This window comes from Streptomyces sp. NPDC048002 (assembly GCF_040653275.1).
GTDB lineage: Bacteria > Actinomycetota > Actinomycetes > Streptomycetales > Streptomycetaceae > Streptomyces.
This window is the reverse complement of sequence record NZ_JBEZNL010000019.1, coordinates 77,957-104,389: the sequence shown is the minus strand read 5'-3', so window position 1 is coordinate 104,389 and position 26,433 is coordinate 77,957. Positions and strand designations below refer to the sequence as shown.

Annotated in this window: 24 protein-coding genes; 12 read left to right on the top strand and 12 right to left on the bottom strand. The window is 71.1% G+C overall.

The window, feature by feature from the left end; translation table 11 throughout:
• Positions 1-9: 9 nt before the first annotated feature.
• Complete coding sequence (locus AB0E07_RS23280) at positions 10-423, bottom strand: contact-dependent growth inhibition system immunity protein (protein ID WP_362255264.1); 414 nt, start codon at positions 421-423, stop codon at positions 10-12.
• A 119-nt stretch (positions 424-542) separates the two neighbouring features.
• On the opposite strand from AB0E07_RS23280, the gene AB0E07_RS23275 reads away from it, so the two are divergent.
• On the top strand, positions 543-1,535 hold the full coding sequence (locus AB0E07_RS23275; RefSeq protein ID WP_362255261.1) for an RNA polymerase subunit sigma-70: 993 nt from the start codon (positions 543-545) through the stop codon (positions 1,533-1,535).
• Positions 1,536-1,603: 68 nt separating this feature from the next.
• Here AB0E07_RS23275 and AB0E07_RS23270 read toward each other — a convergent pair whose 3' ends face one another.
• From AB0E07_RS23270 to AB0E07_RS23255, 4 genes are all read right to left on the bottom strand, one after another.
• The gene (locus AB0E07_RS23270; protein WP_362255257.1) at positions 1,604-1,777 is read right to left on the bottom strand and encodes a CsbD family protein; all 174 of its coding nucleotides are present in this window, start codon (positions 1,775-1,777) and stop codon (positions 1,604-1,606) included.
• A gap of 82 nt (positions 1,778-1,859) precedes the next feature.
• Complete coding sequence (locus AB0E07_RS23265; RefSeq protein WP_362255254.1) at positions 1,860-3,308, bottom strand: condensation domain-containing protein; 1,449 nt, start codon at positions 3,306-3,308, stop codon at positions 1,860-1,862.
• Positions 3,299-4,735 (bottom strand): condensation domain-containing protein, encoded by a 1,437-nt coding sequence (locus AB0E07_RS23260; protein WP_362255251.1) that lies wholly within the window; start codon positions 4,733-4,735, stop codon positions 3,299-3,301. Before AB0E07_RS23260 ends, AB0E07_RS23265 begins: the two co-directional genes overlap by 10 nt.
• A 502-nt stretch (positions 4,736-5,237) precedes the next feature.
• The gene (locus AB0E07_RS23255) at positions 5,238-5,888 is read right to left on the bottom strand and encodes a TetR/AcrR family transcriptional regulator (RefSeq protein ID WP_362255248.1); all 651 of its coding nucleotides are present in this window, start codon (positions 5,886-5,888) and stop codon (positions 5,238-5,240) included.
• 332 nt (positions 5,889-6,220) lie between these two features.
• Here AB0E07_RS23255 and AB0E07_RS23250 point away from each other — a divergent pair, with 332 nt between their 5' ends.
• The 3 genes from AB0E07_RS23250 (at position 6,221) to AB0E07_RS23240 (ending at position 9,803) form a co-directional block, all read left to right on the top strand.
• A complete protein-coding gene (locus AB0E07_RS23250) occupies positions 6,221-7,828 on the top strand; it encodes a GMC oxidoreductase (protein WP_362255245.1) in 1,608 nt (535 codons plus the stop codon).
• 49 nt (positions 7,829-7,877) lie between these two features.
• The gene (locus tag AB0E07_RS23245) at positions 7,878-9,236 is read left to right on the top strand and encodes a lipase family protein (protein ID WP_362255242.1); all 1,359 of its coding nucleotides are present in this window, start codon (positions 7,878-7,880) and stop codon (positions 9,234-9,236) included.
• Between the two features lie 384 nt (positions 9,237-9,620).
• Positions 9,621-9,803 (top strand): hypothetical protein, encoded by a 183-nt coding sequence (locus tag AB0E07_RS23240; protein WP_362255239.1) that lies wholly within the window; start codon positions 9,621-9,623, stop codon positions 9,801-9,803.
• A gap of 31 nt (positions 9,804-9,834) precedes the next feature.
• On the opposite strand, the gene AB0E07_RS23235 is transcribed toward AB0E07_RS23240, so the two are convergent.
• Positions 9,835-10,329: a hypothetical protein gene (locus tag AB0E07_RS23235; protein WP_362255236.1), complete on the bottom strand. Its 495-nt coding sequence runs from the start codon at positions 10,327-10,329 to the stop codon at positions 9,835-9,837.
• A gap of 231 nt (positions 10,330-10,560) precedes the next feature.
• On the opposite strand from AB0E07_RS23235, the gene AB0E07_RS23230 reads away from it, so the two are divergent.
• Complete coding sequence (locus AB0E07_RS23230) at positions 10,561-11,580, top strand: LacI family DNA-binding transcriptional regulator (RefSeq protein WP_362255233.1); 1,020 nt, start codon at positions 10,561-10,563, stop codon at positions 11,578-11,580.
• A gap of 92 nt (positions 11,581-11,672) precedes the next feature.
• On the opposite strand, the gene AB0E07_RS23225 is transcribed toward AB0E07_RS23230, so the two are convergent.
• Positions 11,673-14,453 carry a glycosyl hydrolase gene (locus tag AB0E07_RS23225; RefSeq protein ID WP_362255231.1) on the bottom strand — a complete coding sequence of 927 codons (2,781 nt, stop codon included), beginning with the start codon at positions 14,451-14,453 and terminating at the stop codon, positions 11,673-11,675.
• A 274-nt stretch (positions 14,454-14,727) separates the two neighbouring features.
• Between AB0E07_RS23225 and AB0E07_RS23220 the strand changes: the two genes are divergently transcribed.
• From AB0E07_RS23220 to AB0E07_RS23200, 5 genes are all read left to right on the top strand, one after another.
• Positions 14,728-16,029 carry an extracellular solute-binding protein gene (locus AB0E07_RS23220; RefSeq protein ID WP_362255228.1) on the top strand — a complete coding sequence of 434 codons (1,302 nt, stop codon included), beginning with the start codon at positions 14,728-14,730 and terminating at the stop codon, positions 16,027-16,029.
• A 203-nt stretch (positions 16,030-16,232) separates the two neighbouring features.
• A complete protein-coding gene (locus tag AB0E07_RS23215) occupies positions 16,233-17,180 on the top strand; it encodes a sugar ABC transporter permease (protein WP_362255225.1) in 948 nt (315 codons plus the stop codon).
• Complete coding sequence (locus AB0E07_RS23210) at positions 17,177-18,082, top strand: carbohydrate ABC transporter permease (RefSeq protein ID WP_362255222.1); 906 nt, start codon at positions 17,177-17,179, stop codon at positions 18,080-18,082. Before AB0E07_RS23215 ends, AB0E07_RS23210 begins: the two co-directional genes overlap by 4 nt.
• Before the next feature lie 61 nt (positions 18,083-18,143).
• Positions 18,144-19,553, top strand: coding sequence for a GH1 family beta-glucosidase (locus AB0E07_RS23205; protein WP_362255219.1), 1,410 nt, complete (start codon positions 18,144-18,146; stop codon positions 19,551-19,553).
• Between the two features lie 114 nt (positions 19,554-19,667).
• On the top strand, positions 19,668-20,399 hold the full coding sequence (locus AB0E07_RS23200; RefSeq protein WP_362255216.1) for a flavodoxin family protein: 732 nt from the start codon (positions 19,668-19,670) through the stop codon (positions 20,397-20,399).
• Positions 20,400-20,414: 15 nt separating this feature from the next.
• Here the strand turns inward: AB0E07_RS23200 and AB0E07_RS23195 are convergent, their stop codons facing one another.
• Positions 20,415-21,062: a GNAT family protein gene (locus AB0E07_RS23195; RefSeq protein WP_362255213.1), complete on the bottom strand. Its 648-nt coding sequence runs from the start codon at positions 21,060-21,062 to the stop codon at positions 20,415-20,417.
• Positions 21,063-21,185: 123 nt separating this feature from the next.
• Between AB0E07_RS23195 and AB0E07_RS23190 the strand changes: the two genes are divergently transcribed.
• Positions 21,186-22,472 (top strand): glycoside hydrolase family 27 protein, encoded by a 1,287-nt coding sequence (locus AB0E07_RS23190; protein WP_362255210.1) that lies wholly within the window; start codon positions 21,186-21,188, stop codon positions 22,470-22,472.
• 112 nt (positions 22,473-22,584) lie between these two features.
• On the top strand, positions 22,585-24,042 hold the full coding sequence (locus AB0E07_RS23185; protein WP_362255207.1) for a catalase: 1,458 nt from the start codon (positions 22,585-22,587) through the stop codon (positions 24,040-24,042).
• Positions 24,043-24,151: 109 nt separating this feature from the next.
• Here the strand turns inward: AB0E07_RS23185 and AB0E07_RS23180 are convergent, their stop codons facing one another.
• The 4 genes from AB0E07_RS23180 to AB0E07_RS23165 form a co-directional block, all read right to left on the bottom strand.
• Positions 24,152-24,538 carry a luciferase family protein gene (locus tag AB0E07_RS23180; protein ID WP_362255204.1) on the bottom strand — a complete coding sequence of 129 codons (387 nt, stop codon included), beginning with the start codon at positions 24,536-24,538 and terminating at the stop codon, positions 24,152-24,154.
• 64 nt (positions 24,539-24,602) lie between these two features.
• Positions 24,603-25,265 carry a class I SAM-dependent methyltransferase gene (locus AB0E07_RS23175; RefSeq protein ID WP_362255201.1) on the bottom strand — a complete coding sequence of 221 codons (663 nt, stop codon included), beginning with the start codon at positions 25,263-25,265 and terminating at the stop codon, positions 24,603-24,605.
• 73 nt (positions 25,266-25,338) lie between these two features.
• Positions 25,339-25,971 carry a histidine phosphatase family protein gene (locus AB0E07_RS23170; RefSeq protein WP_362255198.1) on the bottom strand — a complete coding sequence of 211 codons (633 nt, stop codon included), beginning with the start codon at positions 25,969-25,971 and terminating at the stop codon, positions 25,339-25,341.
• Between the two features lie 123 nt (positions 25,972-26,094).
• A complete protein-coding gene (locus AB0E07_RS23165) occupies positions 26,095-26,391 on the bottom strand; it encodes a hypothetical protein (RefSeq protein ID WP_362255196.1) in 297 nt (98 codons plus the stop codon).
• Between the last annotated feature and the right edge of the window lie 42 nt (positions 26,392-26,433).

Below are 26,433 nucleotides of genomic sequence, written 5' to 3'. Positions count from 1 at the left end.
CCGGGCAGCTCACGGCCGGGCGGTGAAGCGTGCGAGCTGCTCGGCGGCGCCTCGGGGCAGCTCGGCGACCTCCTCCGGCGTCAGCGCCCGAACCACCTCGCGCAGGCGCGCCTCGACGTCGGGCAGCAGTTCCCAGACCGCGGCGGGAGCGTCGACTGCCGCGAGCAGCAGATCGCCCGCGTGGAAGCAGGCGTCGAGCAGTGGTTCCTCGGCCAGCAGGCGTACCGCGTGGGGCAGGACGTGGGGCAGTGCCACCGCCTGGGTGACGAGGACGCGCAGATCCGCCGGACCGAGCCTGCCCAGCGGCACCCGCCGCAGTCCGTGCACCGTGCGCACCAGCCGGGTCGCGTGCTCGTCGGCGTCCGGCCACCGGGGCGGGTCCAGCTCGTCGAGCGTACGGTCGAGGTGCAGCAGGCGGTCCATGGGCGCATCCTCGCCCCTGCCCCCACGCCCAACGGGTGGGGCCCGACCCGAGTGATGAGTTTTCGCGCTCGTACCCGTCACATCTACGACGGGGCACCACGAGGCGGAAGGATCACCTGATGAGTACGGACACGCGGCTGGGGGAGCTGGGCGTGAGCAGTCTGGACGAGGTCGACGAGCCGGCGTTCGCGCGCCTGGCGGAGCGGCACCGGCGGGAGCTGCACGTGCACTGCTACCGGATGCTCGGCTCGTTCGAGGACGCCGAGGACGCCGTGCAGGAGACGTTCCTGAGGGCGTGGCGGCGTCGGGAGACCTTCGAGGGTCGGTCGACGTTCCGGGCCTGGCTGTACCGGATCGCCACCAACACCTGTCTGGACCTGCTCGCCAAGTCCCGTCCGGAGCCCGCGACGGGCGGCGAGGTGCTGTGGTTGCAGCCCTACCCGGACCGGCTGCTCGACGAGCTGCCCGCGGGCGACGAGGCCGAGCCGGAGGCGCTCGCGGTGGCGCGGGAGACGATCGAGCTGGCGTACGTCGTCGCGGTCCAGCATCTCGCGCCGCGGCCGCGGGCCGTGCTGATCCTGCGCGATGTGCTCGGGTGGCCTGCCAAGGAGGTCGCGGAGCTTCTCGGGGACTCCGTCAACTCCGTGAACAGCGCGCTGCAACGGGCCCGTGCCGGCATGCGGGAGCATCTGCCCGCCGAGCGGCAGGACTGGACCGGCGGCGGGCAGGACGCGGGGACGCGCGAACTGGTGCGCCGGTACACCGACGCGAGTGTGGCCACGGACATCGGCACGATCGCCACCATGCTGCGGGACGACGTCCGCTGCTCGATGCCGCCCACGCCCGGCCTGCGCGTGGGCCGCGACGCCGTGCTGAAGGACTGGGTCGAGAGCGGCTTCGAGGGCATGAAGGGCCTGCGCCCCGTCCTCACCGCCGTGAACCGACAGCCCGCCGTCGCCTTCTACCTCCGCCAGGAGCGGGCGGGTGCGTACCTGCCGCTGACGATCGACGTCCTGCGGGTCGCCGACGGGGCGATCACCGAGATCACGACGTTCCACGCCGACCGTTTCCCGAGCCTCGGTCTCCCGCAGAGCCTTCCCGCGGCCGGGTGAGGACCGGCATGAGCGGGACCCCGCGGTGGTATCCGCGCTGCGGGGATCCCGCTCGCCGTCCGGGCGGATCAGGACTTGAAGACGTCCTTGGCCTTCTCCTTGGCCTGGCGGGCCGCGCCCTTCGACTTCTTGGCCTGGCCCTCGGCCACCATCTGCTCGTTGCCCACGGTACGACCGGCCGCCTCCTTGGCCTTGCCCGTGGCCTCTTCCATCTTGCCCTTCGCCTTCTGCCGTCCGGCCATTTCGGTCCACTCTCCTACCTAGCCGTGGGGGGCGTTCTCAGACGCCGAGTACCCCATATCGGGCAGCGAAACAGGCCGAGGGTCACGCCGAATCGGCGATCCCCCGTACGACCTGCTGGAAGCGGTGGAAGAAGCGCGGTACCTCGGTGCGCGCCCGTGGGGTGTCGGGGTAGCTGGCGAGCAGGTAGGTGCGGTCCCAGACTCTGTTGATCCACAGGAGTACCTCGCTGGCCGGGCTCGGGCCGACCAGGGCCTCGCAGTGCGCGTCCCGCCACTCTCGGGAGCCCGGGATGCGGCGGGCGTCGATGTAGGAGACGACCGGCAGCACCTGGGCGGCGTCGGAGTGCAGGGAGAAGCCGGTGAGTTCGGCGACGCGCAGCGGGGAGACCAGGGTGAGGTCGCCCGCCTCGGCGTAGGACTTCCCGGCGCCCGCGAGCAGTTGGGGAAGGGGCAGGGCCGTTCCGTGGGCGTCGGCGAGCGGGAAGGCGAGGGGGACGAGGTTGATGAACCATCCCTGTGCCGACTGCCGGCCCGGTTCGTTGCGGGTGTGGACCACGCTCAGGCCCCGATAGGCGTCCCGGCCGCCCAGTTCGTGGTGGACGATACCGAGGGCGGCCAGCAGTCCCGCCGAGAATCCGGCGCCGTGCGATCGGCATACCTTGCCGAAGGCGTCGCTCCGGTCCGGAGTGAGCAGATCGAGTTCCAGGGCCGTGCTCGGGCGGTTCTCACCGTCGGGAACGCCCAGTTCGAGGGGGAAGGACGGCAGCGGGCCGGAGAGGAAGAACTCGGCCCATCGCCTGACCTCGGGTCCGTCGAGGCGCAGGGCGGCGGCCCTCCGCCGGTCGTCGAGGACCGCCTCCGCGTAGCTGCCCGGGTCCGCGAGCACGGCGGGAGCGCGGCCGAGTTCCGACTCGTAGAGCGCGCGGAGTTCGTCGAAGACGAGGGTGATGGAGTAACCGTCGGTGTGCGTGTGGTCGACGGCGTAGTAGAGCGTCGAGGAGTCCTCGCGGAGTACGGCGGCGGCGGTGAACGGCGGCCACGCCGTCGGGTCGGTGTCCGTGCGGAACCGCTCAGCCAGGAAGTCCCGCAGCTCCGAGCCTGAGTCCCATGTCCCACGAGGGACGACCTCCACGTGTACGTCGTCGGGCGCGACGCGGTGGCGGACCAGTTGGGCTTCCTCACCGACCGGGTCAGCGGGGCTGTCGGCGGCGGGTCGCGTCGTACCGTCCCGTCCGGTGGAGAAGTAGGTCAGGAGGGTGTCGTGGCGCAGGATCCAACGCCGTAGCGCCCGGGCCATGGCGGACGGGTCGATGCGGCCGGGCAGGTCGAAGCAGATGCCCAGCCAGGGTGACTGCGCCTGCCCGGCACGGGCGTTGGCGAGCCGGCGGCGCAGGTGGTTCTCCTGGACCAGGGACGGCGGGGTGGAGTCGACGGGAGCGTGCCGGGCCTTCGCCACGAGGCGGTCGGGTATCCGGAACTCGACCAGTTCGCCGGGGTGCGGATGGTGTTCGGTGAGCGGGGTCATCCGCATGGCGCTGGTTCCCTTCCTTCGGTGGCGTCGCACGGGATCGTCGGACCGGTCGGGGGCTCGGCCACCCGGCGCATGCGGTGGCGGAACTCGGCCAGGTAGCGGAGAACGGCGTTCCGATCCGTGCGACTGGTGGGGAATCGGTAACTGACGTAACAGCCCTCGTGGTTGCGCATCACCCACAGACAGACCTCCCGTGTGCCGACGCGGCGGCTGCGGAGCGCGGTGGCCCGCCACCGGAGCCATCGGGTGGAGCCGGGGATGTGGCGGAGGTCCATGTACGAGACCATGAAACGGACCCGCAGGTCGCGGCCGAGCAGTTCGGCCACTCTGGGCAGGGGCACGTCGGCCAGGGGGCGGGCCCGGCCGATCGACTGCGTCGCTTCCTTCAGGACCCGGCCGAAGTCGTCGGGGTCCGGCACGGGGACGCCCACCGGCGCGATGCCCACGTACCAGCCCATCGCTTCCCGATGCCGGCTCTCCCGGCGGGTGTGGAAGGGCACCGCCGCACGGAAGGTGCGCAGGCCCGCCCGCTCACGGGCGGCGAGCGCGAGGCACGCGAGGACGCCGGAGAAGAAGGTGCCGTCCCTGGCACGGCAGGCCAGGTCGAAGGCGTGGGCCTCCTCTGCGTCGAGCAGCCACTCGCAGGCGCCCGTCTGCCGGACCGCCCGGGCAGCCTCGGGGGCGAGCAACGGCATGATGAAGCCCGGCAGTTCGCCGCCGGTCCCGGCCAGGGAATCGCGCCACAGGGCGACGGTGGGGTGCCCTTCGCCGAGCGCCGCCGCCTCGGCTCGCTCGGTCTCGGCGAAGTCCGGGTAGGCGCCCACCGGTTCGAGCGCCGGCTCGTGACCTCGACGTGCCGCTCCGTACAACTCCTGGATCTCCCCGGCGATCCGGAAGATCGAGTAGCCGTCGACGTCGTGGTGGTCGAACCCGAGCAGCAGCGTGGTGGACAAGGGGCGTTCGACGGTCAGGAAGACGAAGGAGGGCCAGCTCAGCGGGTCGGTTCCGGAGTCGAGGATCCGTTCGACCCGGGCCGTCAGCCCCGGCGCGTCGACGAAGTCGCCGTGGACGGTGCGCCGCACGTCGGCCGCGCCCGGCCGCAGGGTGGTGCGGCGTAATCGGGGAGGGTCGCCGGTCCCGTGCGGGGTGAGTCTGCTGCGCAGGGTCTCGTGGCGGTCGATCCAGTTCAGCAGCGCTCGCCGCAGGGCGCTCGTGTCGAGCGGTCCCGGCAGCTCGAAGGCGGTGGCCAGCCAGGACGGTCCCGTCGGGTGGCGCAGGACGTCGGTGAGGTAGGCCTGTTGGAGGTGCGAGGCCGGTCTGGGGTCGGGCGCCCAGCCGGAGTTGTCGGGAAGAAGGGGTGCGGTCGGCCGCCAGACGGCGAGCCGTCCCGGGAGAACTTCGAGATCTTCGATGTCGATGAACTTCACTGCTCCGCCTCCATGTCCAAGTGGTGCCTGGTGTGGGGGTGTTGGCGACGCGGACTCGTACGGGGCCGTCCCGGGGGGGGGCAGGTGGGTGTGCGGGTTCGCCCCGGGTGGCGCTGGAGCGCGGCACGGGGTGCCGTGATGGCCGCGGGAACGGGTACGTCGGAGCCGTGCGGGCGTCTTCTGTCGGCATGCGCAAGGCGGGTGGGGACGCGCGGCGCCGACCGAGTGTGCGGCCCTGTGTGCGCGGTCGGAGCGGGTGGGGTGAGCGCGCGAGGGCTGTACGGATGCGGTGTGACGTGACCGGCAAGTCCCGTGCCGGGAGAGCGAGTTGACTTAGGAAGCGTAAGTTACTCGCCGGTCAGGTCAGAGGATAGGGACGGCGGCACCCAGTGACAAGTGGGCCGCGCGTGACGAAACGACATTCCTCGACGCACCCGCGCCCGCGCCCGAGGGGTGGGTGCTGCCCGCGCCCGAGGGGTGGGTGCTCCGGTGGGACGCCCGCTCAGTACGGCAGGCCCTCGGACGCCGCGCGCAGGGCCGCGTCGAGGCAGGCGGCCATCTCGCGGGACGCCGCCCGCGGGTCGTCGGCGTACCGGCGGGCGAACTCCTCCGCCGCGGCCCGCAGCGCACCGTTGAGGGTGGCGGCGTGCACCGCGATGCGCAGGTCTCCCGGGTCCGCGCCGACCCGCCGCGCCAGGAGCCGGCCGAGAACGGGCAGCGCCTCGTCGTGGGCCTGGAGCCATACGGCGCGCAGTGCCGGATCGGACGAGGTCATGCGGATGAGATCGAGGATGGCGGGGGTGCCGGACGGCAGGTCACCGTCGCGGAACATCTCGGCGACGAAGTCCAGCAGGCTCGCGTCGGCGGGCCAGTGACTCAGCCGCTCGACGGCGAAGTCGAGGCCCACCGCGAGCAGGGGCAGGACACAGCTCTCCTTGTTGGGGAAGTGGCGCCACACGGTCCGTGCGGAGATCCCCACGGCCTGGGCGATCTGCTCCCCCGTCGTGGCCGCGACCCCCTGCGAGGTGAACAGGCGGACCGCCTCCCGGGCGATCTCGACCCGGAGGGCGGCCCGTCGCCGCTCGACGAGTGACGGCCGGTCACCGTCGTCCCGCGTGACCTGCTCCCACACCTTCGACGGCGTCTCGCGCACCCTCGCCCCCCGCACCCCACGACCCGATCACCGCAGCATAGTCAGGCAGCCACCTGACACGAACCCCGCTCCTCCCGATCGGGCCGCCACAGCACCCCCGCCCGCACCCCCGCCCGCACCCCCGGCCCGCAAATGACGCACGCAGACATCTTGTCACTGAGTGACAGGCGACCCTACTCTGCGGTAGCTGACTGGCGAGTAACCATCGTTCGCTCGCTCTCTTTGGCATGCGCACGCCATCCCTGACCAGCCCTCCTCTCCCGGCAGGACCTGCCGCCCCCGGGCCCGCACACCGTTCGACGGCACCCCACACCCTCGTCAAGGAGTCGCACATGCCCGTTCCCAGCAGGCGCGCACTGCTCACCGGCGCCGCCGCGCTCACCGCCGCCGGCGCTCTGCCGCCACCACCCGCCACGGCCGCACCGGCCGCACCGGGCCGCGTACGGCTCACCCGGGAGGAACACCGGGTCGTCGTCATCGGCTCCGGCTTCGGCGGCGGTGTGGCGGCCCTGCGCCTCGCCCGGGCCGGCGTCCCGGTGACCGTCCTGGAACGCGGACGACGCTGGCCGACCGGCCCGAACGCGGAGACGTTCCCCCGCGTGTCAGGCCTGGACAAGCGAATGCTCTGGTACGGCACCCTCCCCGAGGCGGCCCGGCCGCTCGCCCGACTCCTGGGCACCGCACTCGACTTCGCGCCCTACACGGGGCTCCTCGAACCCGTGCTCGGCGAGAACATCCTGAGCGTGTGCGCCGCCGGAGTCGGCGGCGGATCGCTCGTGTACCAGGGCATGACCCTCCAGCCCTCGGAGGCCGTGTTCACCACCTGGCTGCCCGAAGGGCTCGACTACCGGCGCATGAACGCCGTCCACTACCCCAGGGTCGCGAGCATGCTCCGGGTCGCCCCCGCCCCCGACACCCTGGTCGAGTCCCCCACCTACTACACCGCACGGGTCTTCGCCGAGCGCGTACGGAAGGCCGGATACGGCGTCGAGAAGATCCCCATGCCGATCGACTGGGACTACGCCCTCGCCGAGCTGCGCGGCGAGATGAAGCCCGCCTACACCAACGGCGACTGCGCGCTCGGCGTCAACAACGGCGGCAAGCACTCGGTGGACGTGACCTACCTCCGGCAGGCCGAGGCGACCGGCCGGGTCACCGTCGCCACCCATCACAACGTCACCTCCGTGGCACGGGCCGACGACGGCCGCTGGGAGGTGCACGTCGACCGCACCGACGACGCCGGGGTCGTACAGGAACAGAAAATCCTCACCACCCGGGCGCTGATCATGGCCGCCGGCAGCGTCAACACCAGCAGACTCCTGGTCCGGGCGGCGGCGACCGGAGCCGTCCCCGACCTGCCCGACGGCCTGGGTGAGGGCTGGGGCACCAACGGCGACCGCATCTACGCCTGGACCAACCTGCGCGAGGACTTCGGCGCCGAGCAGGGCGGCCCGGTCGTCTACGGCAGCAAGGCGTGGCAGGACCCGGCCACCGCGAACACCGTCATCCAGGCGTCCCTGCCACCCCTCGGGCTCGACACCCGCACCACCATGCTCGTCGGCTTCGGAGTCAGCCCCGGCCGCGGCCGCTTCCGCTACGACTCGTCCACCGACTCGGTGTCGCTGCACTGGCCCTCGAACGGCGACGCGGCCTGCCACCGCGCCATCCACCACCGCGTCACCCGGATCTCCCAGGGCCTCGGCGTCCTCACCGACACCAACTCCCTGGTCAACAGCACCTGGCACCCCCTGGGCGGCGCGTCCATGGGCACGGTCTGCGACCTGGAGGGGCGCGTGCTGGGCCAGCGCGGCCTCTACGTGCTCGACGGTGCGCTGATCCCCGGCACAACCGGGGCCTGCAACCCCTCGATGACCATCGCCGCGGTGGCCGAACGCGCGCTGGACGCCCTCACCACCGAGGACGTCGGCACGGTCATCTGATCCACCCCACCACCCCATCACCCCATCACCCCAGAAGGAGGAACATCCCTTGAGCCGCAAGCGATCCCGTTCCCACCCCGCCACGACCGGTGCCCGGCTGCTCGCCGTCACCGTCGCGGGTACGGTCTGCGCCTGTCTGCCGACGGTCTCCGCCACCGCCGCCGACACCCAGCCCGTCGTCTCCCGCGGTGTCACCATCCCCGCCTTCTACACACCGCCCGCCCAACTGCCTTCGGCGAACGGTGCGTTGATCCGCACCGAGCCGCTGCCGCTCGGCCTGAGCATCCCGGGCCTCGACGGCCGACCGATGCCCGGCACGGCCACCCGGCTGATGTACAAATCCACCGACTCCGCGGGCCTGCCCGTCGCGGTGACCGGCGCCTACATCGAGCCGTCCGCCGCCTGGAAGGGGTCCGGGCCACGGCCGTTGGTGGCCGTCGCGTCGGGCACCATGGGGCAGGGCGACCAGTGCGCGCCCTCGTTCGCCCTCGAAAACCCGCTCACCCTCACCGGGGACACCGTCTCCGTGGGCTACGAGGCCCTCGCCGTCTACCGGATCCTTCAGACCGGCGCGGCCGTCGTCCTCACCGACTACGTGGGGCTCGGCACCACCGACCGCCTGCACACCTACGTCAACCGCCTCGACCAGGCGCACGCCCTGCTCGACGCGGCCCGCGCCGCCCGAGCCGTCCCCGGGGCCTCCGTCACCCCGTCCTCCCCCACCGGCCTGTACGGCTACAGCCAGGGCGGCGGGGCCAGCGCGGCCGCGGCCGAACTCCAGTCCTCCTACGCCCCGGACGTCCCGCTCGCCGGCACCTACGCCGGGGCGCCGCCCGCCGACCTCACCTCCACCATGAAGGGCATCGACGGCAGCGCCCTCGCCGGGGCCCTCGCCTGGTCGATCAACGGCTTCGCGCAGGCCGACGCCGATCTGCGCGCCGTCATCGAGGCGAACGTCAACGACACCGGCAAGGCGGCGCTGAAGGACGCTTCGACCATGTGCGTGGGCGACGCGATCTTCGGCTACGGGTTCACCAACAGCACCAAGTGGACGAAGAGCGGCAAGTCCGTCGCCGACATCATCGCCGCCGACCCCCGCGCCCAGGCCGCCCTGGACAGGCAGCGCATCGGCACGCTCAAGCCCTCCGGTCCCGTACGCGTGGTCACCGGCACCCAGGACGACATCGTGCCCCACGCCCAGGCCCGGCAACTGGCCAAGGACTGGTGCGCGAAGGGCGGCAACGTCACCTACGACGCGATGGTCCTGCCGAACCTGGGCGACAAGATCCTCACCAACCACCTCGTCCCCCTCATCACCGACCAGGGCGACGCCGTCTCGTGGCTGACCGACCGGCTCTCCGGCAAGCCGACCACCTCCAACTGCTGGAGCATGCCGCTCCAGCCCTGACCGCCGCGCCCCCTGGTGGCCGTCGGACGAGAACCCCTTCCCGACGGCCACCAACCCTCTGTGCGTGGGAAGTTGAGGTCTTCCGTTCCGATCACCGGGGACACGATGATGTCCGTAAACACGGCGACCTGGCGGATCGTGACAGCGAAATCGCGAGCCTCGTCGAGGAGTCCACCCGCGTCCTCGGCGCCGGCCACCCCCACACCCTCGCCGCCCAGTACACCCGCGCCGAGTGGCTCTCGCAGGACGGCCGCACCGATCAGGCCGAGGCAGCGATCACCGACCTCATCGGCAAAGCCACCGAGCACCTCGGCCCCGACCACGACACGACCCTGCGGCCCCGACCACGACACGACCCTGATCGCCCGCAGCTCCCTGGCGATCATGCGCCACGAACGCCCCAACGCCACCCCCGCGGACAAGACCGCGGCGACCGACGAACTGACCTCTGTCGTCACGGACATGGCCCGCGCCCTCGGCACGGACAACCCGACCACCGCGAACACCCGCCGCCTCCTCGACCAGTGGACCAACCGCACGGACCCCCTCATGCCGCCGGCCGGCTGACCGACGCCGCTCGAAGGACTCCCCCGCCCCTTCAGACCTGTGGGTGGGGGAAGCGGCGGCGGGAGAACCTCTTGTCGTTCATGCGGCGCATCTCGTCGTAGGGAGTGGCTTCGACGTAGACCGCCAAGTGCTCGAAGGCCCCCCACAGGCCGCCCGCCCCCCGCTCGTCGAGGAGTCGGCGCTCCGCCTGGATGAAGGGCTCCAGCACGCGCCACACCGTCTTGATCCCGGTGTAGTGGATGGCGACGGCGATGCGCTCCTCCAGCACCCCGGTCACGACGAGCATGCCCAGGTCCTGGTAGAAGCCCCCGACGAGCAGCACCTTCTCCCGCTCGGCCGGCGGCAGACCCGTGATGCCCGGCGCGGGGTCGCGCCCGTCCAGGGAGGTCGTCACGAACTCGGCGGCCTCCTTGAACTCGGGCGCACGCGCACGGCTCCCCAGCTCCAGCGTGTAGAGCAGGAGGTTCGAGCGCCGTGTGTCGGAAGCCTGCCGCAGCGCGGAGGCCGCGGCGATCACGACGGCCACCAGAGCGACGGTCAGCGTAAGAAGGTTGAACAGCAACGGATCCCCCCGAAACACACCGCGGACAGACAATCTGCCCGATCCCGCCGCCCGGCACACCCGGCCCACGGCGCACTCCCCGCACCGGCGCCGACCAGGCGCGGGAGCGCTCTCACAGCGGGGTGGGCTGCCGATATCCTGGGACCGACCACATCGCCGACGACGGAACGCGCACCGGAAGAGGGAGTGCCCGCCTTGCCCGAACCGATCACGGGGCCCCGCCCCACTCTGGAAGCCGTCGCGGCGCGCGCCGGCGTCTCGCGGGCTACGGCGTCCCGGGTGGTCAACGGCGGCGCCGGAGTGCGTCCCCCGCTGGTGGACAAGGTGCGCCGGGCCGTCGAGGAACTCGGCTATGTACCGAACCACGCGGCCCGGACCCTGGTCACCCGGCGCAACGGCGCGGTGGCCGTGATCATCGCGGAGCCGGAGTTCCGGATATTCTCCGACCCCTTCTTCGAGCAGCAGGTGCGGGGCATCAGCCGGGAGCTCACCGCGCACGACTCGCAGCTGGTGCTGCTCTGGGTGGAGGGCCGGGGTGACCATGACCGGATCGCCCGCTACCTCGGCGGCGGCCATGTCGACGGGGCGCTCGCCTTCTCCGTGCACAACGACGACGAACTGCCGGCCCTGATCGACAAGTCCCGGATCCCCACCGTGTTCGGCGGCCGCTCGGACCGCAACCTCGCGGTGCCCTACGTCGACTGCGACAACCGCGGCGGCGCCCGTCAGGCGGTGCAGCACCTGGTCTCCCTGGGCCGTCGCACCATCGCGCACATCGCCGGTCCGCTCGATCTGATGGCGGCCCTGGACCGGGTCGACGGCTACCACGACGTGCTGCTCGACGCCGATCCCTCCCTGATGTGCCAGGGTGATTTCACGGAACGCAGCGGGGCCCTGGCGATGGCCGAACTGCTGGACCGGCGCCCGGACGTCGACGCGGTGTTCGTGGCCAACGACCTGATGGCACTGGGCGCGCTGCGCACCCTGCGGGAGCGGGGCGTGCGGGTCCCGGACGACGTGGCGGTGGTCGGGTTCGACGACATGTCCTCGGTGGTCGAGCAGACCGAGCCCGCGCTCACCACGGTCCACCAGGACATCGAGGGCATGGGCCGGCTGATGGTGAAGCTGCTGATGAAGCTGCTCGACGAGTCCGGGAGTCCCGCGCCCGCCTCGGTCATCACGCCCACCTCGCTGGTGCGCCGCGACTCGGCCTGAGCCGGCGCACGGCACACGGCGCGGCGGGCACCGGCTCGATCGCCGATGCCCGCCGTGTCCCGTGGGGAGCCGGGACGGTGAAGCCGTTCGGGTCAGCCGAACGGGATCACCAGTACGGAGTTCTCCGTGCCCGTCTGGATCTTCGAGGTGCCGTTGCCGATGGCGCTCCACACCTCGAGACGGACCGTGCCGTTCGCCAGGTTGCCGAGGGTTCCGGTGGACGCCTTCAGGCCGCGCGTCTGGGCGTACTGCTCCCAGCCGGCCACCGGGTCCGTGGCGAAGTAGTGGTACGTCTCCGTGCGGTCGAAGCTGCCGTTGCCGGTGAGGTCGTAGCTGACCCTGACCTGCTGGCCGAGGCCGACCGCGGTGCCGGCGTCGACCTGGAGCCGGAACGCGGTGCTCGCACCCGGGGTGAGGGTGCCGTTGACGCCGCGGACCTCGTAGACGAGCGGCTGGTTCGGGGTGCCGTCGTGGTTGGCGCCGTCGGCGGAGGCGATGGTGTCGCTGCCCGCCGTGCCTCCGGTGGCCGTGGTGAGGGTGCCGCCGGTGCGCAGCTGGAAGGTGTTGCCGGTGGACGGTTCGGGATCGGGGTCGGGGTCCGGGTCGCCGCCGGTTCCGGTGCCGGTGGCGGTCGAACGGGCGGGCACGGACAGGGTCTTGCCGTCCGAGAAGGTCACCGTGCGGGCGGTGGAGCCGTAGTTGTGGGCGGCGTAGGTGCGGGTCGTGCCCTTGCTGAACACGGCGGAGGTGGGGATGTCCCCGGACACCGTGGGGTCGGGCGCGCCGAGCGTGTCGAGGGTGGTGATCCAGTGGTAGGTGTGCGCCTTGGACTCGCCGGCCTCGGGGGTGTACGAGCCGTTGCCCGCGTCCCACTTGGCCTTCGCCGCCGACGGGTCGGCGAACGACTGGAACTCCCAGAGGATGTCCCGCCATTCGACGGCGGGGCCGCCGTTCTCGCGTTCCAGCTCCGCCAGGTTCCTTCGGATCGCGGCCTTCTCGCCGCCGAGGTGCAGGGAACCGCCGGTCACGGGGAGGACGTTGATGCCGTGGATCTCCTCGGGGTTGGCCGTCCACCAGGTGGCGTAGGCGGCGCCGCTGCCCCAGACCATGCCGGCCGTGTCGTGGCCGAAGGTGGCGGGGAAGACCTGCTCGTCCGCGTCGAACCAGTACTGCGCGATCGACTCGGCCTCGGTGGTGAGCAGATAGCTGCCGAGGTCGCGCAGCGAGGTGTCACCGGTGGCCGAACCCCACAGGACGAGGGCCGCGCTGAGGTTGGTCGACTCGGACGACGACTCCTGGTTGTTGCCGGCGGCGAAGCCCTGGTGGCCGGAGGCCCAGCTGTGGCCGGCGTACACGTCGAAGCCGCGCAGGAACGGGAAGGCGCTGTCGGTGCGGCTGGGGTTGGCCGCGTCGCGGATCAGGGTCTTGACCATGCCGCCCCAGGCGGAGTCGGCTGCCCAGGCCTGGTCGTACTGGGCGACGATCGCGGCCGCGTAGACGTAGTAGCTGTAGTGGAAGTGGTGGTCGTTGAGTTCGCTGTCGCTGCCGTAGGAGGCGGGGTAGCCGGTGAGCGTCTTCCACGCCTGGTCGTAGGAGAACTCGTTGGCGCCGCCGGCGGTGAACCACGCCTGGAGGCGCCCCTTGATCAGGCCGAGGAGCTTGTCGCGGACCGCGGTCTCGCCGATCTGGTCGGCCAGCGGCACGAGTTGGGCGAGCTTGCCGAGGGCCTTGCCGGTCCAGTACGTGTCGACGGCACCGGAGAACGGGTCGGCGGAGTTGGCGACCTCGTTGAGGTAGTCGCGCAGCTTGGCGGTCTCGACGGCGCTCGTCTTCGGCACGGCGGGCAGGACCGGGGAGGACTTCTGCGAGGTGGTGAACGAGCCGGACTCGCGCACCTTCATCGTCCCGCGCGGGGAGACGTAGGTGTACGGGGTCAGCGCGTCGGAGGTGTTGAGCCACTGGTGCCGGTAGAGGGCCTGGAGGGTGCCGCGTTCGGTGCCCTCCTTCGCCTCGGTGGTCAGGGAGTAGGTGGCGCGTACGGTCCCGCCGCTGTAGCTCCAGTCGACGGTGGAGCCGGTGACGAAGCTGAAGGCGTACTTGCGGTACGTCGCGAGCGCGTCGGTGGAGGGCAGGACGGCGACCGAGAAGTAGTCCTTGCCGCCGAGGCCGGCGGTGACGGCGGAGCCGGAGACGTTCCAGTCGCTGCCGGTGGGCGCGAAGAGCGCGTAGTGGTGCCCGCCGACGGTGATGCCGAGGACGTTGCCCTGGTCGGAGAAGACGGTGGGCGCGGAGGCGGTGGTGATCCGGGCGTCGCCGCCGGATCCCTTGGCGTAGACGAAGGGCATGCCGTGGCCGATGGTGGTGCGCAGGGTGCGCGTGCCGTCGGACCAGTAGGGCGTGACGGTCCAGTCGGACCAGGCGTCGGCCTTGGTGTCGGGCGAGTTGAGCCCGGTGAGGCCGAGGGTGAGGTCGGCCTTGTGGGCGAACTCGTACTGGCGGCCGTCGCCGACGATCGCGGGCGAGGTCGGGTAGCCGATCTCCAGGCCGCCGGAGACCGCCTGGTAGGTGAGCGGGTGGCCGTACATCGGGGTGGAGTAGGGGTTGTCGCCGTAGCGCTGGAAGGCCAGTGAGGACCACCAGTCGTTGGTGGGCACGGGCTTGCCCTGCGCGGCGGAGGTCACCTTGGGGGTGACCGGCGTGCCGGTGTTGGTGGTGGGGCCGGTGGTTCCCGCCGGGCGGGTGTCGGAGTAGCTGCCGGCGCCGACGGTGATCGTGGCGGCGGCTGCCGGTGTCGCGGCCGGACCGAGTCCGGCGGCGGCCAGTGCGGCGGCCAGGACCAGCACGGTGGCCGGTCTGTTGCGGGTGGCTGGCATGAAGGGGCACCTCGTGTCATCACGACGGAAAGTGGGGTGTCTCGACGTGTTGGTGTCCGGAACGTTTCGAGAGCGCTCTCAGATGGCCGGAAACGTAAGACTCCTGAAACCTCGACGTCAATAGATGCGACACAGAAGGCAGTTGAACCCCGAGTTGAACCCGTTATGTCTTCGAGTCTTGACGGGACCCCTTCGGAACGGGCACGCTCCACCCGCAGTTTGAGAGCGCTCTCAAGGTGTTCTCGCTCCACCCCGAAGCCAAGGGAGGCTTCCCATGCCCATCGCCCGAGCCGCCAAGAGAGCCACCACCAGCCTGGGGGCGGTCGTCCTCACCGGTGCCCTGCTCGCCGCCTGCGGAGGTTCGTCCGAAGACTCCTCCGACAGCGCGGGCGGAAAGGTCACGATCACCGTCGACCTCTTCGGATCCTTCGGCTACAAGGAGGCCGGGCTCTACGCGGAGTACGAGAAGCTCAACCCCGGCGTCACCATCAAGCAGACCGACACCGAGGACGAGGCCGACTACTGGAAGTCCCTCCAGACCCGGCTCGCCGGCGGCGGCGGCCTCGCCGACGTCCAGGGCATCGAGGTCGGCCGGATCGCCTCGGTGACCCAGCTTCAGGCCGACAAGTTCGAGGACCTGAAGAAGTACGGCGCCGAGGAGCTCAGGAGCGAGTTCGCCGACGCCAAGTGGTCCGCCGCCACCGGCAAGAACGGCGAGGTCCTCGGTCTCGGCACGGACGTCGGCCCCGAGGCCATGTGCTACCGCACCGACCTGTTCAAGAAGGCCGGACTGCCCACCGACCGCGAGGAACTCGCGCAGAAGTGGTCCACCTGGGACGGCTACATCGAGCTGGGCAAGCAGTACAAGAAGAAGGCCCCCGCCAAGAGCGCCTGGCTGGACAGCGTCGGCAGCCTCTACTCGATCATGATCGGGCAGGAGAAGGAGCGTTACTACAACGCCTCCGGCGACCTGATCTGGGAGACCAACCCGGCGCTGAAGACCGCCTGGGACACCTCCGTCGAGGCGGCGGACAGCGGACTGAGCGCCAAGCTCGACCAGTGGTCGCCGCAGTGGAACCAGGCCTTCGCGGCCGGCTCCTTCGCGACCATCCCCTGCCCCGCCTGGATGCTCGGCTACATCAAGGGCCAGGCCGGTGACGCGGGCGAGGGCACCTGGGACATCGCCCAGCTGCCCGGCGGCGCCGGCAACTGGGGCGGCTCCTACCTCTCCGTGCCGAAGGCGGCCGAGCACAAGAAGGAGGCATACGAGCTGATCAAGTGGCTCACCGCCCCCGAGCAGCAGGCCAAGCTCTTCCAGAAGCAGGGCAACTTCCCCTCGGCCACCGGCGCGATCGACCAGGTCGCCGACGCCAAGGACCCGTACTTCTCGGACGCCCCGATCGGCAAGATCTTCGGTGACGCCGCCAAGGCGGCCCCCGTGCAGGTGCTCGGCATCCACGACCAGAACGTCGCCCAGCAGATCACCAACGCGCTGAGCGAGGTCGAGCGCAAGGGCACCGCCCCCGACAAGGCGTGGGAGAACGCCAAGAAGGGCGTCGAGAACACCATCGGCTGACGCCTCGCACCGGGGCCGGTCCCCGCGCGCGGACACACCCGCCCGCGTACGGGACCGACCCCGGGCCGCCCGTCCCGCCGCCCCGGCCCCGCCACCGGACGCCCCCGGCGCCGACCCGCCCAGCACCGTCCGGCGCCGACGCCACCGGGCTCCCAGCCCCCGCCACCCGGCCTCCCGCACTCACTCATCCGAAGGGCCGCACCGTGACCCTCACCGCACCGGCGAAGCCGATCTCACCGCCCCGACCGCCCGCCGTCCGGCGCGCGTGGCGGAAGGTCTCGCCCTACGCCTACATCGCCCCGTTCTTCACCCTCTTCGCCGCCTTCGGCCTCTTCCCCCTGATCTACACGGCGTTCGTGTCGCTGTACCGGGTCGAGCTCCAGACCCCCGGCGACATGGAGTGGCGCGGCCTCGACAACTACACCGCGCTGCTCGGCGACGAGTTCTTCTGGACCTCGCTGCGCAACACGTTCACCATCGGCGTGCTCTCCACCGTGCCCCAGCTGGTGATGGCGCTCGGCCTCGCCCACCTGCTCAACTACCGTCTGCGCGGCCGTACTTTCCTGCGCACGGCGATGCTGCTGCCGTACGCGACCTCGGTGGCCGCGGCCACCCTGGTCTTCGCCCAGCTCTTCGGCCGCGACTTCGGACTGATCAACTACGTCATCGGGCTCGTCGGCATCGACCCGGTCGACTGGCAGACCGGCACGGTCGCCTCGCAGATCGCCGTCTCCACCATCGTCATCTGGCGCTGGACCGGCTACAACGCCCTGATCTACCTGGCGGGCATGCAGTCCATCCCGGGCGAGCTGTACGAGGCGGCCGAGGTGGACGGCGCCTCGAAGTGGCGGCAGTTCTTCCATGTCACGCTGCCCGGACTGCGCCCGACGATCGTCTTCACGGTCATCGTCTCCACCATCGGCGCCACCCAACTCTTCGGTGAGCCACTGCTCTTCGAGGGTTCCATCTCCGGCGGCATCTCCCACCAGTACCAGACCCTCGGCCTGTACATGTACGAACAGGGCTGGGGCTTCTTCCACCTGGGCCGGGCCGCCGCCATCGCCTGGGTGATGTTCCTGCTGATCCTGGTGCTCGTCGGGGTCAACGCCCTGCTCGCGCGCCGCAGTTCCCGCAAGGAGGCCGGCCGATGACCGCGCTCGCCGAACCGCCGGTGCAGCCCCGGCCCGCCGAACAGCCCGCCCCCGGCAAGGGCCGTCGCCGCTCCCGCGCGGGGCGCACCAACCACGGCGGCCCGCTCGCCTACGCCGTCCTGATCGTGGCCGTGCTGGTCTCCGCGTTCCCGTTCTACTGGACGATCGTCGCCGCGAGCCGCTCCAACGCCGACCTGGCGAAGGTGCCGCCGACCCTGCTGCCGGGCCCCAACCTGATCCGCAACTTCGAGGCGGTGATGGAGGAGGCGGACATCGGCAAGGCGCTGCTGAACTCCCTCATCGTCTCCGGGTCGATCACCGTCGGCACCGTACTCTGCTCCACCCTGGCCGGCTTCGCCTTCGCCAAGCTCCGCTTCCGGGGCCGGGGCGCGCTGCTGGCGATCACCGTCGGCACCATGATGATCCCGCCGCAGCTCGGAGTGATCCCGCTGTTCATGCTGATCGCCGAACTCCAGTGGGTGAACCAGCTCCAGGCGGTGATCCTGCCGGGCCTCGTCTCCGCGTTCGGCGTCTTCTTCATGCGCCAGTACCTCGTGCAGTCCCTGCCGGACGAGCTGATCGAGGCGGCACGGGTCGACGGCGCCTCCACGGCCCGGATCTTCTGGTCGATCGTGGTGCCCATCGCCCGGCCGGGCATGGCCGTCCTGGGCCTGCTGACCTTCATGGCCGCCTGGAACGACTTCTTCTGGCCCATCGTCGCCCTGACCTCCTCCGAGCCGACCGTCCAGGTCGCGCTGCGCCAGCTCGGCGGCGGCTACGTCCACGACCAGTCCGTGATCATGGCGGGCACCCTGCTCGGCACCCTGCCGGTCCTCCTGGTCTTCGGCCTGCTGGGCCGTCAGATCGTCGGCGGCATCATGCAGGGCGCGGTCAAGGGCTGACGCGCGTCCGGCCCCGCCCTCCTTCCCGCACCACCGTCTCACTCCTGGGAGTTCCCACCTCATGACCGCGCTCGACACCCGCCCCGACACCACGACCCACCGTTTCCCGGCGGACTTCCGCTGGGGCACGGCCACGGCGGCGTACCAGATCGAGGGAGCCGCCAGTGAGGACGGCCGGACCCCGTCGATCTGGGACACCTTCAGCCGCACCCCGGGCAAGGTCCGCAACGGCGACACCGGGGACATCGCCGCCGACCACTACCACCGCCTGAGCGAGGACATCGCCCTGATGCGGCGGCTCGGCGTCACCGACTACCGGTTCTCCGTCGCCTGGCCGCGCGTGCAGCCGACCGGCCGCGGGCCCGCCGTGCAGAAGGGCCTGGACTTCTACCGCCGCCTGGTCGACGAACTGCTGGAGGCCGGCATCCGCCCGGTGGCCACGCTCTACCACTGGGACCTCCCGCAGGAACTGGAGGACGCGGGCGGCTGGCCGCAGCGCGAGACGGCGCAGCGGTTCGGCGAGTACGCGGCCATCATGGCCGGCGCCCTCGGCGACCGGGTGGCGACCTGGACCACGCTCAACGAGCCCTGGTGCGCGGCCTTCCTCGGCTACGGCAACGGCGTGCACGCGCCCGGCCGCACCAGCGCCCTCGCCTCCCTGCGGGCCGCGCACCACTTCAACCTGGCGCACGGCCTCGCGGTCGGCGCGCTGCGTGCCGGCCTCGGCGGCGGCTCCGAGATCTCCCTCACCCTGAACCTGCACGCCGTACGCCCGAACTCGCAGGCGCCCGCGGACCTGGACGCGGCCCGCCGGATCGACGCGGTCGGCAACCGCGTCTTCCTCGACCCGGTCTTCCACGGAGTGCTTCCGCAGGACCTGATCACCGACACGGCCGCCGTCACGGACTGGTCGTTCGTCGAGGACGGCGACCTCGCGACCGCCTCGGCCCCGATCGACTCGCTCGGCATCAACTACTACTCCCCGACCGTGGTCGCGGCCGCCCCGCCGTCCGTGGAGCCGTTCACGGACCCCTCGCCCTGGGCGGGCGCCGAGCAGTACGTGCGGTTCCTGCCCGCACCGGGACCGCGGACCGCGATGGACTGGCCGGTCGACGCGAACGGGCTGCACGAGCTGCTGCTGCGGCTGCGCGACGACCTCCCGGGCACCCCGTTGGTGATCACCGAGAACGGTGCCGCGTACGACGACTACGCCGACCCGTCGGGCGAGGTGAAGGACCCCGAGCGGGTCGAGTACCTGCACGCCCACCTGGCGGCCGTGCACCGCGCGATCGAGGACGGCGCGGACGTCCGCGGCTACTTCCTGTGGTCCCTGCTGGACAACTTCGAGTGGGCCTACGGCTACAGCAAGCGGTTCGGCATCGTCCACGTCGACTTCGCGACCCAGCGCCGCACCTTCAAGGACAGCGCCCGCTGGTACGCGGAGGTGATCGCGCGCGGCGGCCTCCAGTAGGTCCGGCCGATCCCCGTGGCGGACGGCCGCCGACCGTCCGCCACGGGGATTGCGGCGCGCGCCGGAACGGTGTCGAAGCGGTGCAAACAGGTACGTACGCGAGACGCTGCCCCCATGACAGCCTCACCTTCCGCCGACGGCGGACCCCGTTTCGACGATCTCACCGCCCTCTACATCAACTGCACCCTCAAGCCCTCCTCGCAGCTCAGCCACACCCAGGGGCTGATCGACAAGAGCGCGGCGATCATGATGTCGCGCGGGGTCACCACGTCCGAGATCCGCGCCGTCGACCACGACATCGCGCCCGGGGTGTACCCGGACATGACCGAGCACGGCTTCGCCACCGACGAGTGGCCCGCGCTGTACGAGCGGGTGATGGCGGCGGACATCCTGGTCGTCGCCGGCCCCATCTGGCTCGGCGACAACAGCTCCGTGACGAAGCGCGTGATCGAGCGGCTCTACGCCTGCTCCAGCCTCCTCAACCCGGAAGGCCAGTACGCCTACTACGGCCGCGTCGGCGGCTGTCTGATCACCGGCAACGAGGACGGTGTGAAGCACTGCGCGATGAACGTCCTGTACAGCCTCCAGCACCTCGGCTACACGATCCCGCCGCAGGCGGACGCCGGCTGGATCGGCCCCGCCGGTCCGGGGCCCTCGTACCTCGACCCGGGTTCCGGCGGCCCGGAGAACGACTTCACCAACCGCAACACCTCGTTCATGGCGTGGAACCTGATGCACCTCGCCGCGCTGCTGAAGCGCTCGGGCGGTGTACCGGCGTACGGCAACCAGCGGGCGCGGTGGGAGGCGGGCTGCCGACCGGGCGCCGACAACCCCGAACACCGCTGACCCGCTCCGTCGCCCTCAGCGCCGACCGGACGGTTCCGCCGCGGGCCGCTTCCCTCGCAGGCGCCGCTCCAGTCCCGCCCGGCACTCCGGCCACTCCTCCGCGATGACGGAGAAGACCGCGGAGTCCCGGAGCCCGCCGTCCTCGCCCGGCACCCAGGAGCGGGACCAGTTCCGCAGGACGCCCTCGAAGCGTGCGCCGGCCCGTTCGATGGCGGTCCTGGACCAGAGGTTGCGCGCGTCGGTCGTCAGGTCGACGCGTGCGACCTTCCACTCCTCGAAGGCGTGCCGGAACAGCAGGTACTTGGCCTCGGTGTTGACGCCCGTGCCCTGGGCGGACGCGGCGAGCCAGGTGAACCCGACCTCGACCGCGCAGAGCCCTTCGCCGTCCGGCCACGGCCGGGGATCCCCGTACGAGGTGGCGCCGACGGCCCGTCCCGACGCGAGGTCGACCTGCGCGTAGGGCGCGAGCTTCCCCGCGGCGGCCCGGGCGAGCTGGGCGTCGATGTACCCCTCGACCTCGTCGGCACCGGGCACCCGGGTGAACCGGTACGAACTCCGGTCCTCCTCCCCCGCCCGAGCCAGATCGGCCGCGTGCCGATGCTCCAGCGGCTCCAGACGCACGAGCGCGCCCTCCAGCACCGGTCCCTCGAACCTGAAACCCATCACTCACCCCTCACACGCCCACACGGATCACCCGTCTCCGGCCCCGAAGCGTCCCAGAGCCCGCGCACCCCTGTCGCGCGCATTCCGCTGTGTACGGTCCGAGGCCTGGGGGTACAGAAGACCATGCCCGAGAATCGACTCCCCCGGCCCCTCCCGGATCGGGCTCTGCGGCCGCCCATGGGCTGGAACAGCTGGGACTGCTACGGGACCACCGTCACGGAGGAGGAGGTCCTCGGCAACGCGGAGTTCATGGCCGCGCGCCTGCTGCCGTACGGGTGGGACACCGTCGTCGTGGACATCCAGTGGTACGAACCCACCGCGCGTTCCCACGGCTACAACCCCGACGCCCCGCTCGTTCTCGACGCGTTCGGGCGGCAGTTGCCTGCGCCCAACCGCTTCCCCTCGTCCGCGGGCGGCGCGGGCTTCCGCCCGCTCGCCGAGCGCGTGCACGCCCTCGGTCTGCGGTTCGGGCTGCACATCATGCGGGGTGTCCCCCGTCGGGCGGTGGCCGGCCGACTTCCCATCCGGGGAACGGAGTTCACCGCGGACCAGGTGGCGGACACGACCTCGGTGTGTCCATGGAACTCGGACAACTACGGCCTCGACCACGATCACCCGGGCGCGCAGGCGTACTACGACTCCCAGGTGGCCCAATTCGCCGACTGGGGCGTCGACTTCATCAAGGCCGACGACATGCTGAAGCCCTTTCACGACCGGGAGATCACCGCCTACGCGCGGGCCGTCGAGCGCGGCGGGCGCCCCATCGAACTCAGCCTGTCGCCCGGCACCGAGGTCTCGCTGGCACACCTGAACCACCTCAGGGAGCACGCCACGATGTGGCGGATCTGCGACGACCTCTGGGACCGGTGGGAGGACGTGGAGGCCCAGTTCGCCCGGATGGCTCGCTGGGCGCCGTGGCAGAGCCCCGCGGGCTGGGCCGATGCCGACATGCTCCCGCTGGGGCGCATCGGGATCCGGGCGGAGCGCGGAGCGGACCGGCTGAGCAGGCTCACCGCGGCCGAGCAGATCAGCCTGCTCACCCTGTGGCTGATCTCCCGCTCCCCTCTGATGATGGGCGGCGACCTGCCCACCAGTCCCCCCGAGACCATCGCACTGCTCAGCAACGAGGAGGCCCTGTCCGTGCTGTGGCACGGCACGGACGGCCGCGAGGTCCTGCGCGAGAACGGACTCGTGCTGTGGACCGCGAACGACTCCGACGGCAGCCGCCGCTACGCGGCCGTGTTCTCCCTGACGGCCGAGGCCCGCCGGGTCACGGTCCCGCTGGGTTCCCTCGGTGTCGGACCGGGGGATCGGCTGCGGGAGCTGTGGACGCGGCAGGACATCCCGCACGACGGCCACCACGTGCAGATGGATCTTCCGGCCCACGGCGCTGTACTGCTGAGCGCCTAGTCATAACGCTCCGTAACCACCCTCGGTCGGTCACTCAGCGTCACGCCCCGAGTAGCGGCTTTCACCCGGCCGGATGAGGGTAGTCGGGCGAGACGACGAAAGGGACAGAGCGATGAACGAGAGCCGACCCGCGACGACGACCGACTCCGGCGCCCCGGTGGAGAGTGACGAGCACTCGCTCACCGTGGGCCCGGCAGGACCGATCCTTCTCCAGGACGCGTACCTGATCGAGCAGATGGCACAGTTCAACCGGGAACGGATCCCCGAACGGCAGCCGCACGCCAAGGGCAGCGGCGCGTTCGGTCACTTCGAGGTCACCCACGACGTCAGCCGGTACACGAAGGCGGCCCTCTTCCAGCCGGGCACCCGCACCGACCTGGTCGCCCGCTTCTCCACGGTGGCCGGCGAGCGCGGCAGCCCGGACACCTGGCGGGACCCCCGCGGCTTCGCCGTGAAGTTCTACACCTCCGAGGGCAACTACGACATGGTCGGCAACAACACGCCGGTCTTCTTCATCAAGGACCCGATGAAATTCCAGCACTTCATCCGGTCCCAGAAGCGGCGGGCCGACAGCAATCTGCGCGACCACGACATGCAGTGGGACTTCTGGACGCTGTCCCCGGAGTCCGCGCACCAGGTGACCTGGCTGATGGGAGACCGCGGCATCCCGCGGACCTGGCGCCACATGAACGGCTACACCTCCCACACCTACATGTGGATCAACGCGGCCGGTGAGCGGTTCTGGGTGAAGTACCACTTCAAGACCGATCAGGGCATCGAGTTCCTCACCCAGGACGAGGCCGACCGCCTGGCCGGCAGCGACTCGGACTACCACATGCGGGACCTGTTCGAGCACATCCGCGACGGGGACTTCCCCTCCTGGACACTGCATGTGCAGGTCATGCCGTACGAGGAGGCGGCCGCCTACCGCTTCAACCCCTTCGACCTGACCAAGGTCTGGCCGCACGGCGACTACCCGCTGATCCCGGTGGGCCGCATGACGCTGGACCGCAACCCCACCGACAACCACGCCGAGATCGAGCAGGCGGCGTTCCAGCCCAACAACCTGGTCCCCGGCATCGGACCGAGCCCGGACCGGATGCTGCTGGCCCGGCTGTTCTCCTACGCCGACGCCCACCGGGCAAGGATCGGCGTCAACTACCAGCAACTGCCGGTGAACGCGCCCGTCGTCGACGTCCACACGTACTCCAAGGACGGCGCGATGGCGTACCGGAAGACGAGCGACCCGGTGTACGCGCCGAACTCGAAGGGCGGCCCGGCCGCGGACACCGAGCGTTACGGCGCCCCGCCGAGCTGGACGGCCGACGGGGAGATCACCCGGTCGGCCTACGTCTCGCACGCCGAGGACGACGACTGGGGGCAGGCGGGCACGATGGTGCGCGAGGTCCTGGACGACGCGGCCCGGGACCGGCTCGTCGACAACGTGGTCGGCCATCTCCTCGACGGTGTGAGCGAACCGATCCTGGAGCGCGCGTTCGCCTATTGGACGAACGTGGACGCGACCCTCGGCAAGCGCATCGCCGAGGGGGTCCGCGCCCAGCAGAGCTGAGCGGTCACCGGCGGCGGACCGTCGCGAGGGCGCCCCTGTCCCAGTGGGCGCCCTCCGGCGTGCCGGGAGAGGCCCGAGGACATCAGGCGCCCTCTCGGCGGCGGTGCCCTCAGAGGCACACCCGGTGCGCGAGCACCGTCTCACGGCGATCGTTGCAGCGCACGGGCGATGCCGCGCCCGTCGGCCACCTCCCGTGCGCCTGGAGCGCCGCGCTCATCAGGGTCATGAGCAGGCTGATGTCCACCTCGCACTCCATGCGCACGGTCACCCAGTGGGAGCCGGGGATCAGATGGATGGCTGTCGAGTCCCGGAGCTGGCGCTCGAAGCGATGGATCGCACCCGCGGTCAGGTGCAGGTCGACACTGCGGTCGGAGTGGAAGTGCGCGATCTCGGCACGGGTCGAGCGCAACGCCCGGCCGGTACCGCAGCTGGGAGGAGCCTCCACGAGGTCCGGCCAGCTGGCCAGTTGAGCCATGGCATGCCAGGCGGCAGTCATGCCCTCATCATGGAGTGCTCACCCTCCGGACACCAGGGTTTGAGGGAGACGTAACTGTGGCGTTTCAGAGCCGGGCCGTCGAACCCCCTTCCTGGGCCTCCGGTCGACCGGCCAGCACATGCGCGTCGAGGAAACCGCGTTCCGACTTCGGGTCGTGGAGCAGCCGGGCAACCGTGACGAGTCCGGCCTCGGTCAGCATCGCGGCGAGGCGGTCGACCGGCCAGCTGTAGGCGGGCGTCACCTTGTGGTCGAAGCGGACCGGCTCGGGCCCCTCCGTACCGAAGAACGAGACCAGCAGCAGCCCACCGGGCGCCAGTACACGCACCTGCTCCGCGAGCAACGCCGGCAGTTCCGCGGGCGGGGTGTGGATCATCGAGTAGTGGGCGAGCACTCCGCCGAGGGCACCGTCCTCGACCGGCAGGCGCTCCATCCGCGCCTCTTCGAACCGCAGCGCCGGTCGGGCGCGCCGGGCGTGGGCCAGCATGCCCGGCGAGACGTCGATCCCGAAGGCGTCCAGACCCAGGTCGTTCAGCATGGCCGTCAGATGCCCGGGACCGCAGCCCACATCGGCCGTGCGGGCGTTCCCCGTGGCACGCACCAGTTCGGCGAAGGTTCGGATCATGGTCCGGGCGAACGGCCGGTTCTGTAACCGGTCGTCGAACAACGACGCGTAGAGCTCGACGACCCCGTCGTAGGCCGCCGCGGTCTCGCCCTGGTACCCGCTCACCGCTCCTCCTCGAACTCGATACCCATGACGCCCGAGGCTAGGGGCAGCCACTGACAATCGGTCCTGGCAGGGCTCAGCCGAGCCAGTCGTTGAGTTCGCCTGGGAAGCCGGTCCAGCGCAGCTTGTTGGGGAGGTGGGCGGTGTCGTTGAAGAGCAGCAGCGCGGGCGGGCGGTCAGGGGTGTAGCGGATGACCGTCAGGGCCGCGTTCGCGTGGTTGATGCCGAGCCAGCGCCAGTTCGGCGCGTCGAGGGCGGCTCGGACCAGCCAGCCGACCAGGAAGTTGTGGGTGACGAGCAGTTCGTGGTGTGTCTCGTCGCCGTCGACGGGGCCGGTGAACTCGGTGAGCGCCGCTGCCGCCAGGTCGGGGCCCTGCTCACGTTCCTCGCCCGTGAACCGGCCCAGGAACTCCAGCCAGTCGTCCGCGGCCTGCGGCGGCAGCTCGTCCCGGGACGGCACGTGGGGAAGGTAGTCACCGGCTGCCGCGGAGCGCCGCAAGGGGACTCCGTCGAGCTGATCGCCGATCAGGCGGGCGGTCTCCTCGGCGCGGGCGAGCGGACCGTGGTGAACGGCCGTCAGCGGGACCCGCCCGAGGCGCTGCCCGAGGAGGACGGCCTGCTGACGGCCGGCTTCGCTCAGCCCACTCTCGTCCGGCGACGCCTCGCCGTGACGGGTGAGATAGAGGTAGCGCGCGGCCGTACGGGGCATGGGCACGTCCTTCGACGAGTTCGATCTTCTTTCGGACTCGTGGAGTGACGCCGGTCCACCTGGATCGGTTCCCGCACGCCGCACGGCAGCCGACCGGGCGAACCGACGCCCGGTCACCGTCGATCAGGGGGCCGCGGTCTCCAGGTCCTCGAGCGAGTCGTCGAGGCTGGCTTCGAGGTCCCCGAGGGAGTCCTCGACCTCCTCGCCGACGACTTCGCGGGCGATGTCCTCGATCTCCTTGTCGCTGAGCCCCTCGCACGCGCCGGGACGGCTGCCCTCCTCGCCGCTCTCCATGGCCTCGCCGACCTGCTTGGCGAGCGCGGCCTTGCAGGCGGCGGGGTCGGCGCTGTCGTCGCTGCCGCACGCGGTGAGCGCCGCGAGTGCGAACAGTACGGCGATGCCGGCGGTACGGGTCTTCATGATCCCCCCAGAGGTTCGGACTGCTGAAGGGGAATCATGCGC

What these genes read in the sequence shown, in the direction of transcription:
- AB0E07_RS23280 (WP_362255264.1), bottom strand. Translation starts at nt 423, where the DNA reads ATGGACCGCCTGCTGCACCTCGACCGTACGCTCGACGAGCTGGACCCG.
- AB0E07_RS23275 (WP_362255261.1), top strand. Translation starts at nt 543, where the DNA reads ATGAGTACGGACACGCGGCTGGGGGAGCTGGGCGTGAGCAGTCTGGAC.
- AB0E07_RS23270 (WP_362255257.1), bottom strand. Translation starts at nt 1,777, where the DNA reads ATGGCCGGACGGCAGAAGGCGAAGGGCAAGATGGAAGAGGCCACGGGC.
- AB0E07_RS23265 (WP_362255254.1), bottom strand. Translation starts at nt 3,308, where the DNA reads ATGCGGATGACCCCGCTCACCGAACACCATCCGCACCCCGGCGAACTG.
- AB0E07_RS23250 (WP_362255245.1), top strand. Translation starts at nt 6,221, where the DNA reads ATGCCCGTTCCCAGCAGGCGCGCACTGCTCACCGGCGCCGCCGCGCTC.
- AB0E07_RS23240 (WP_362255239.1), top strand. Translation starts at nt 9,621, where the DNA reads ATGCGCCACGAACGCCCCAACGCCACCCCCGCGGACAAGACCGCGGCG.
- AB0E07_RS23225 (WP_362255231.1), bottom strand. Translation starts at nt 14,453, where the DNA reads ATGCCAGCCACCCGCAACAGACCGGCCACCGTGCTGGTCCTGGCCGCC.
- AB0E07_RS23220 (WP_362255228.1), top strand. Translation starts at nt 14,728, where the DNA reads ATGCCCATCGCCCGAGCCGCCAAGAGAGCCACCACCAGCCTGGGGGCG.
- AB0E07_RS23210 (WP_362255222.1), top strand. Translation starts at nt 17,177, where the DNA reads ATGACCGCGCTCGCCGAACCGCCGGTGCAGCCCCGGCCCGCCGAACAG.
- AB0E07_RS23205 (WP_362255219.1), top strand. Translation starts at nt 18,144, where the DNA reads ATGACCGCGCTCGACACCCGCCCCGACACCACGACCCACCGTTTCCCG.
- AB0E07_RS23200 (WP_362255216.1), top strand. Translation starts at nt 19,668, where the DNA reads ATGACAGCCTCACCTTCCGCCGACGGCGGACCCCGTTTCGACGATCTC.
- AB0E07_RS23195 (WP_362255213.1), bottom strand. Translation starts at nt 21,062, where the DNA reads ATGGGTTTCAGGTTCGAGGGACCGGTGCTGGAGGGCGCGCTCGTGCGT.
- AB0E07_RS23190 (WP_362255210.1), top strand. Translation starts at nt 21,186, where the DNA reads ATGCCCGAGAATCGACTCCCCCGGCCCCTCCCGGATCGGGCTCTGCGG.
- AB0E07_RS23185 (WP_362255207.1), top strand. Translation starts at nt 22,585, where the DNA reads ATGAACGAGAGCCGACCCGCGACGACGACCGACTCCGGCGCCCCGGTG.
- AB0E07_RS23180 (WP_362255204.1), bottom strand. Translation starts at nt 24,538, where the DNA reads ATGACTGCCGCCTGGCATGCCATGGCTCAACTGGCCAGCTGGCCGGAC.
- AB0E07_RS23170 (WP_362255198.1), bottom strand. Translation starts at nt 25,971, where the DNA reads ATGCCCCGTACGGCCGCGCGCTACCTCTATCTCACCCGTCACGGCGAG.
- AB0E07_RS23165 (WP_362255196.1), bottom strand. Translation starts at nt 26,391, where the DNA reads ATGAAGACCCGTACCGCCGGCATCGCCGTACTGTTCGCACTCGCGGCG.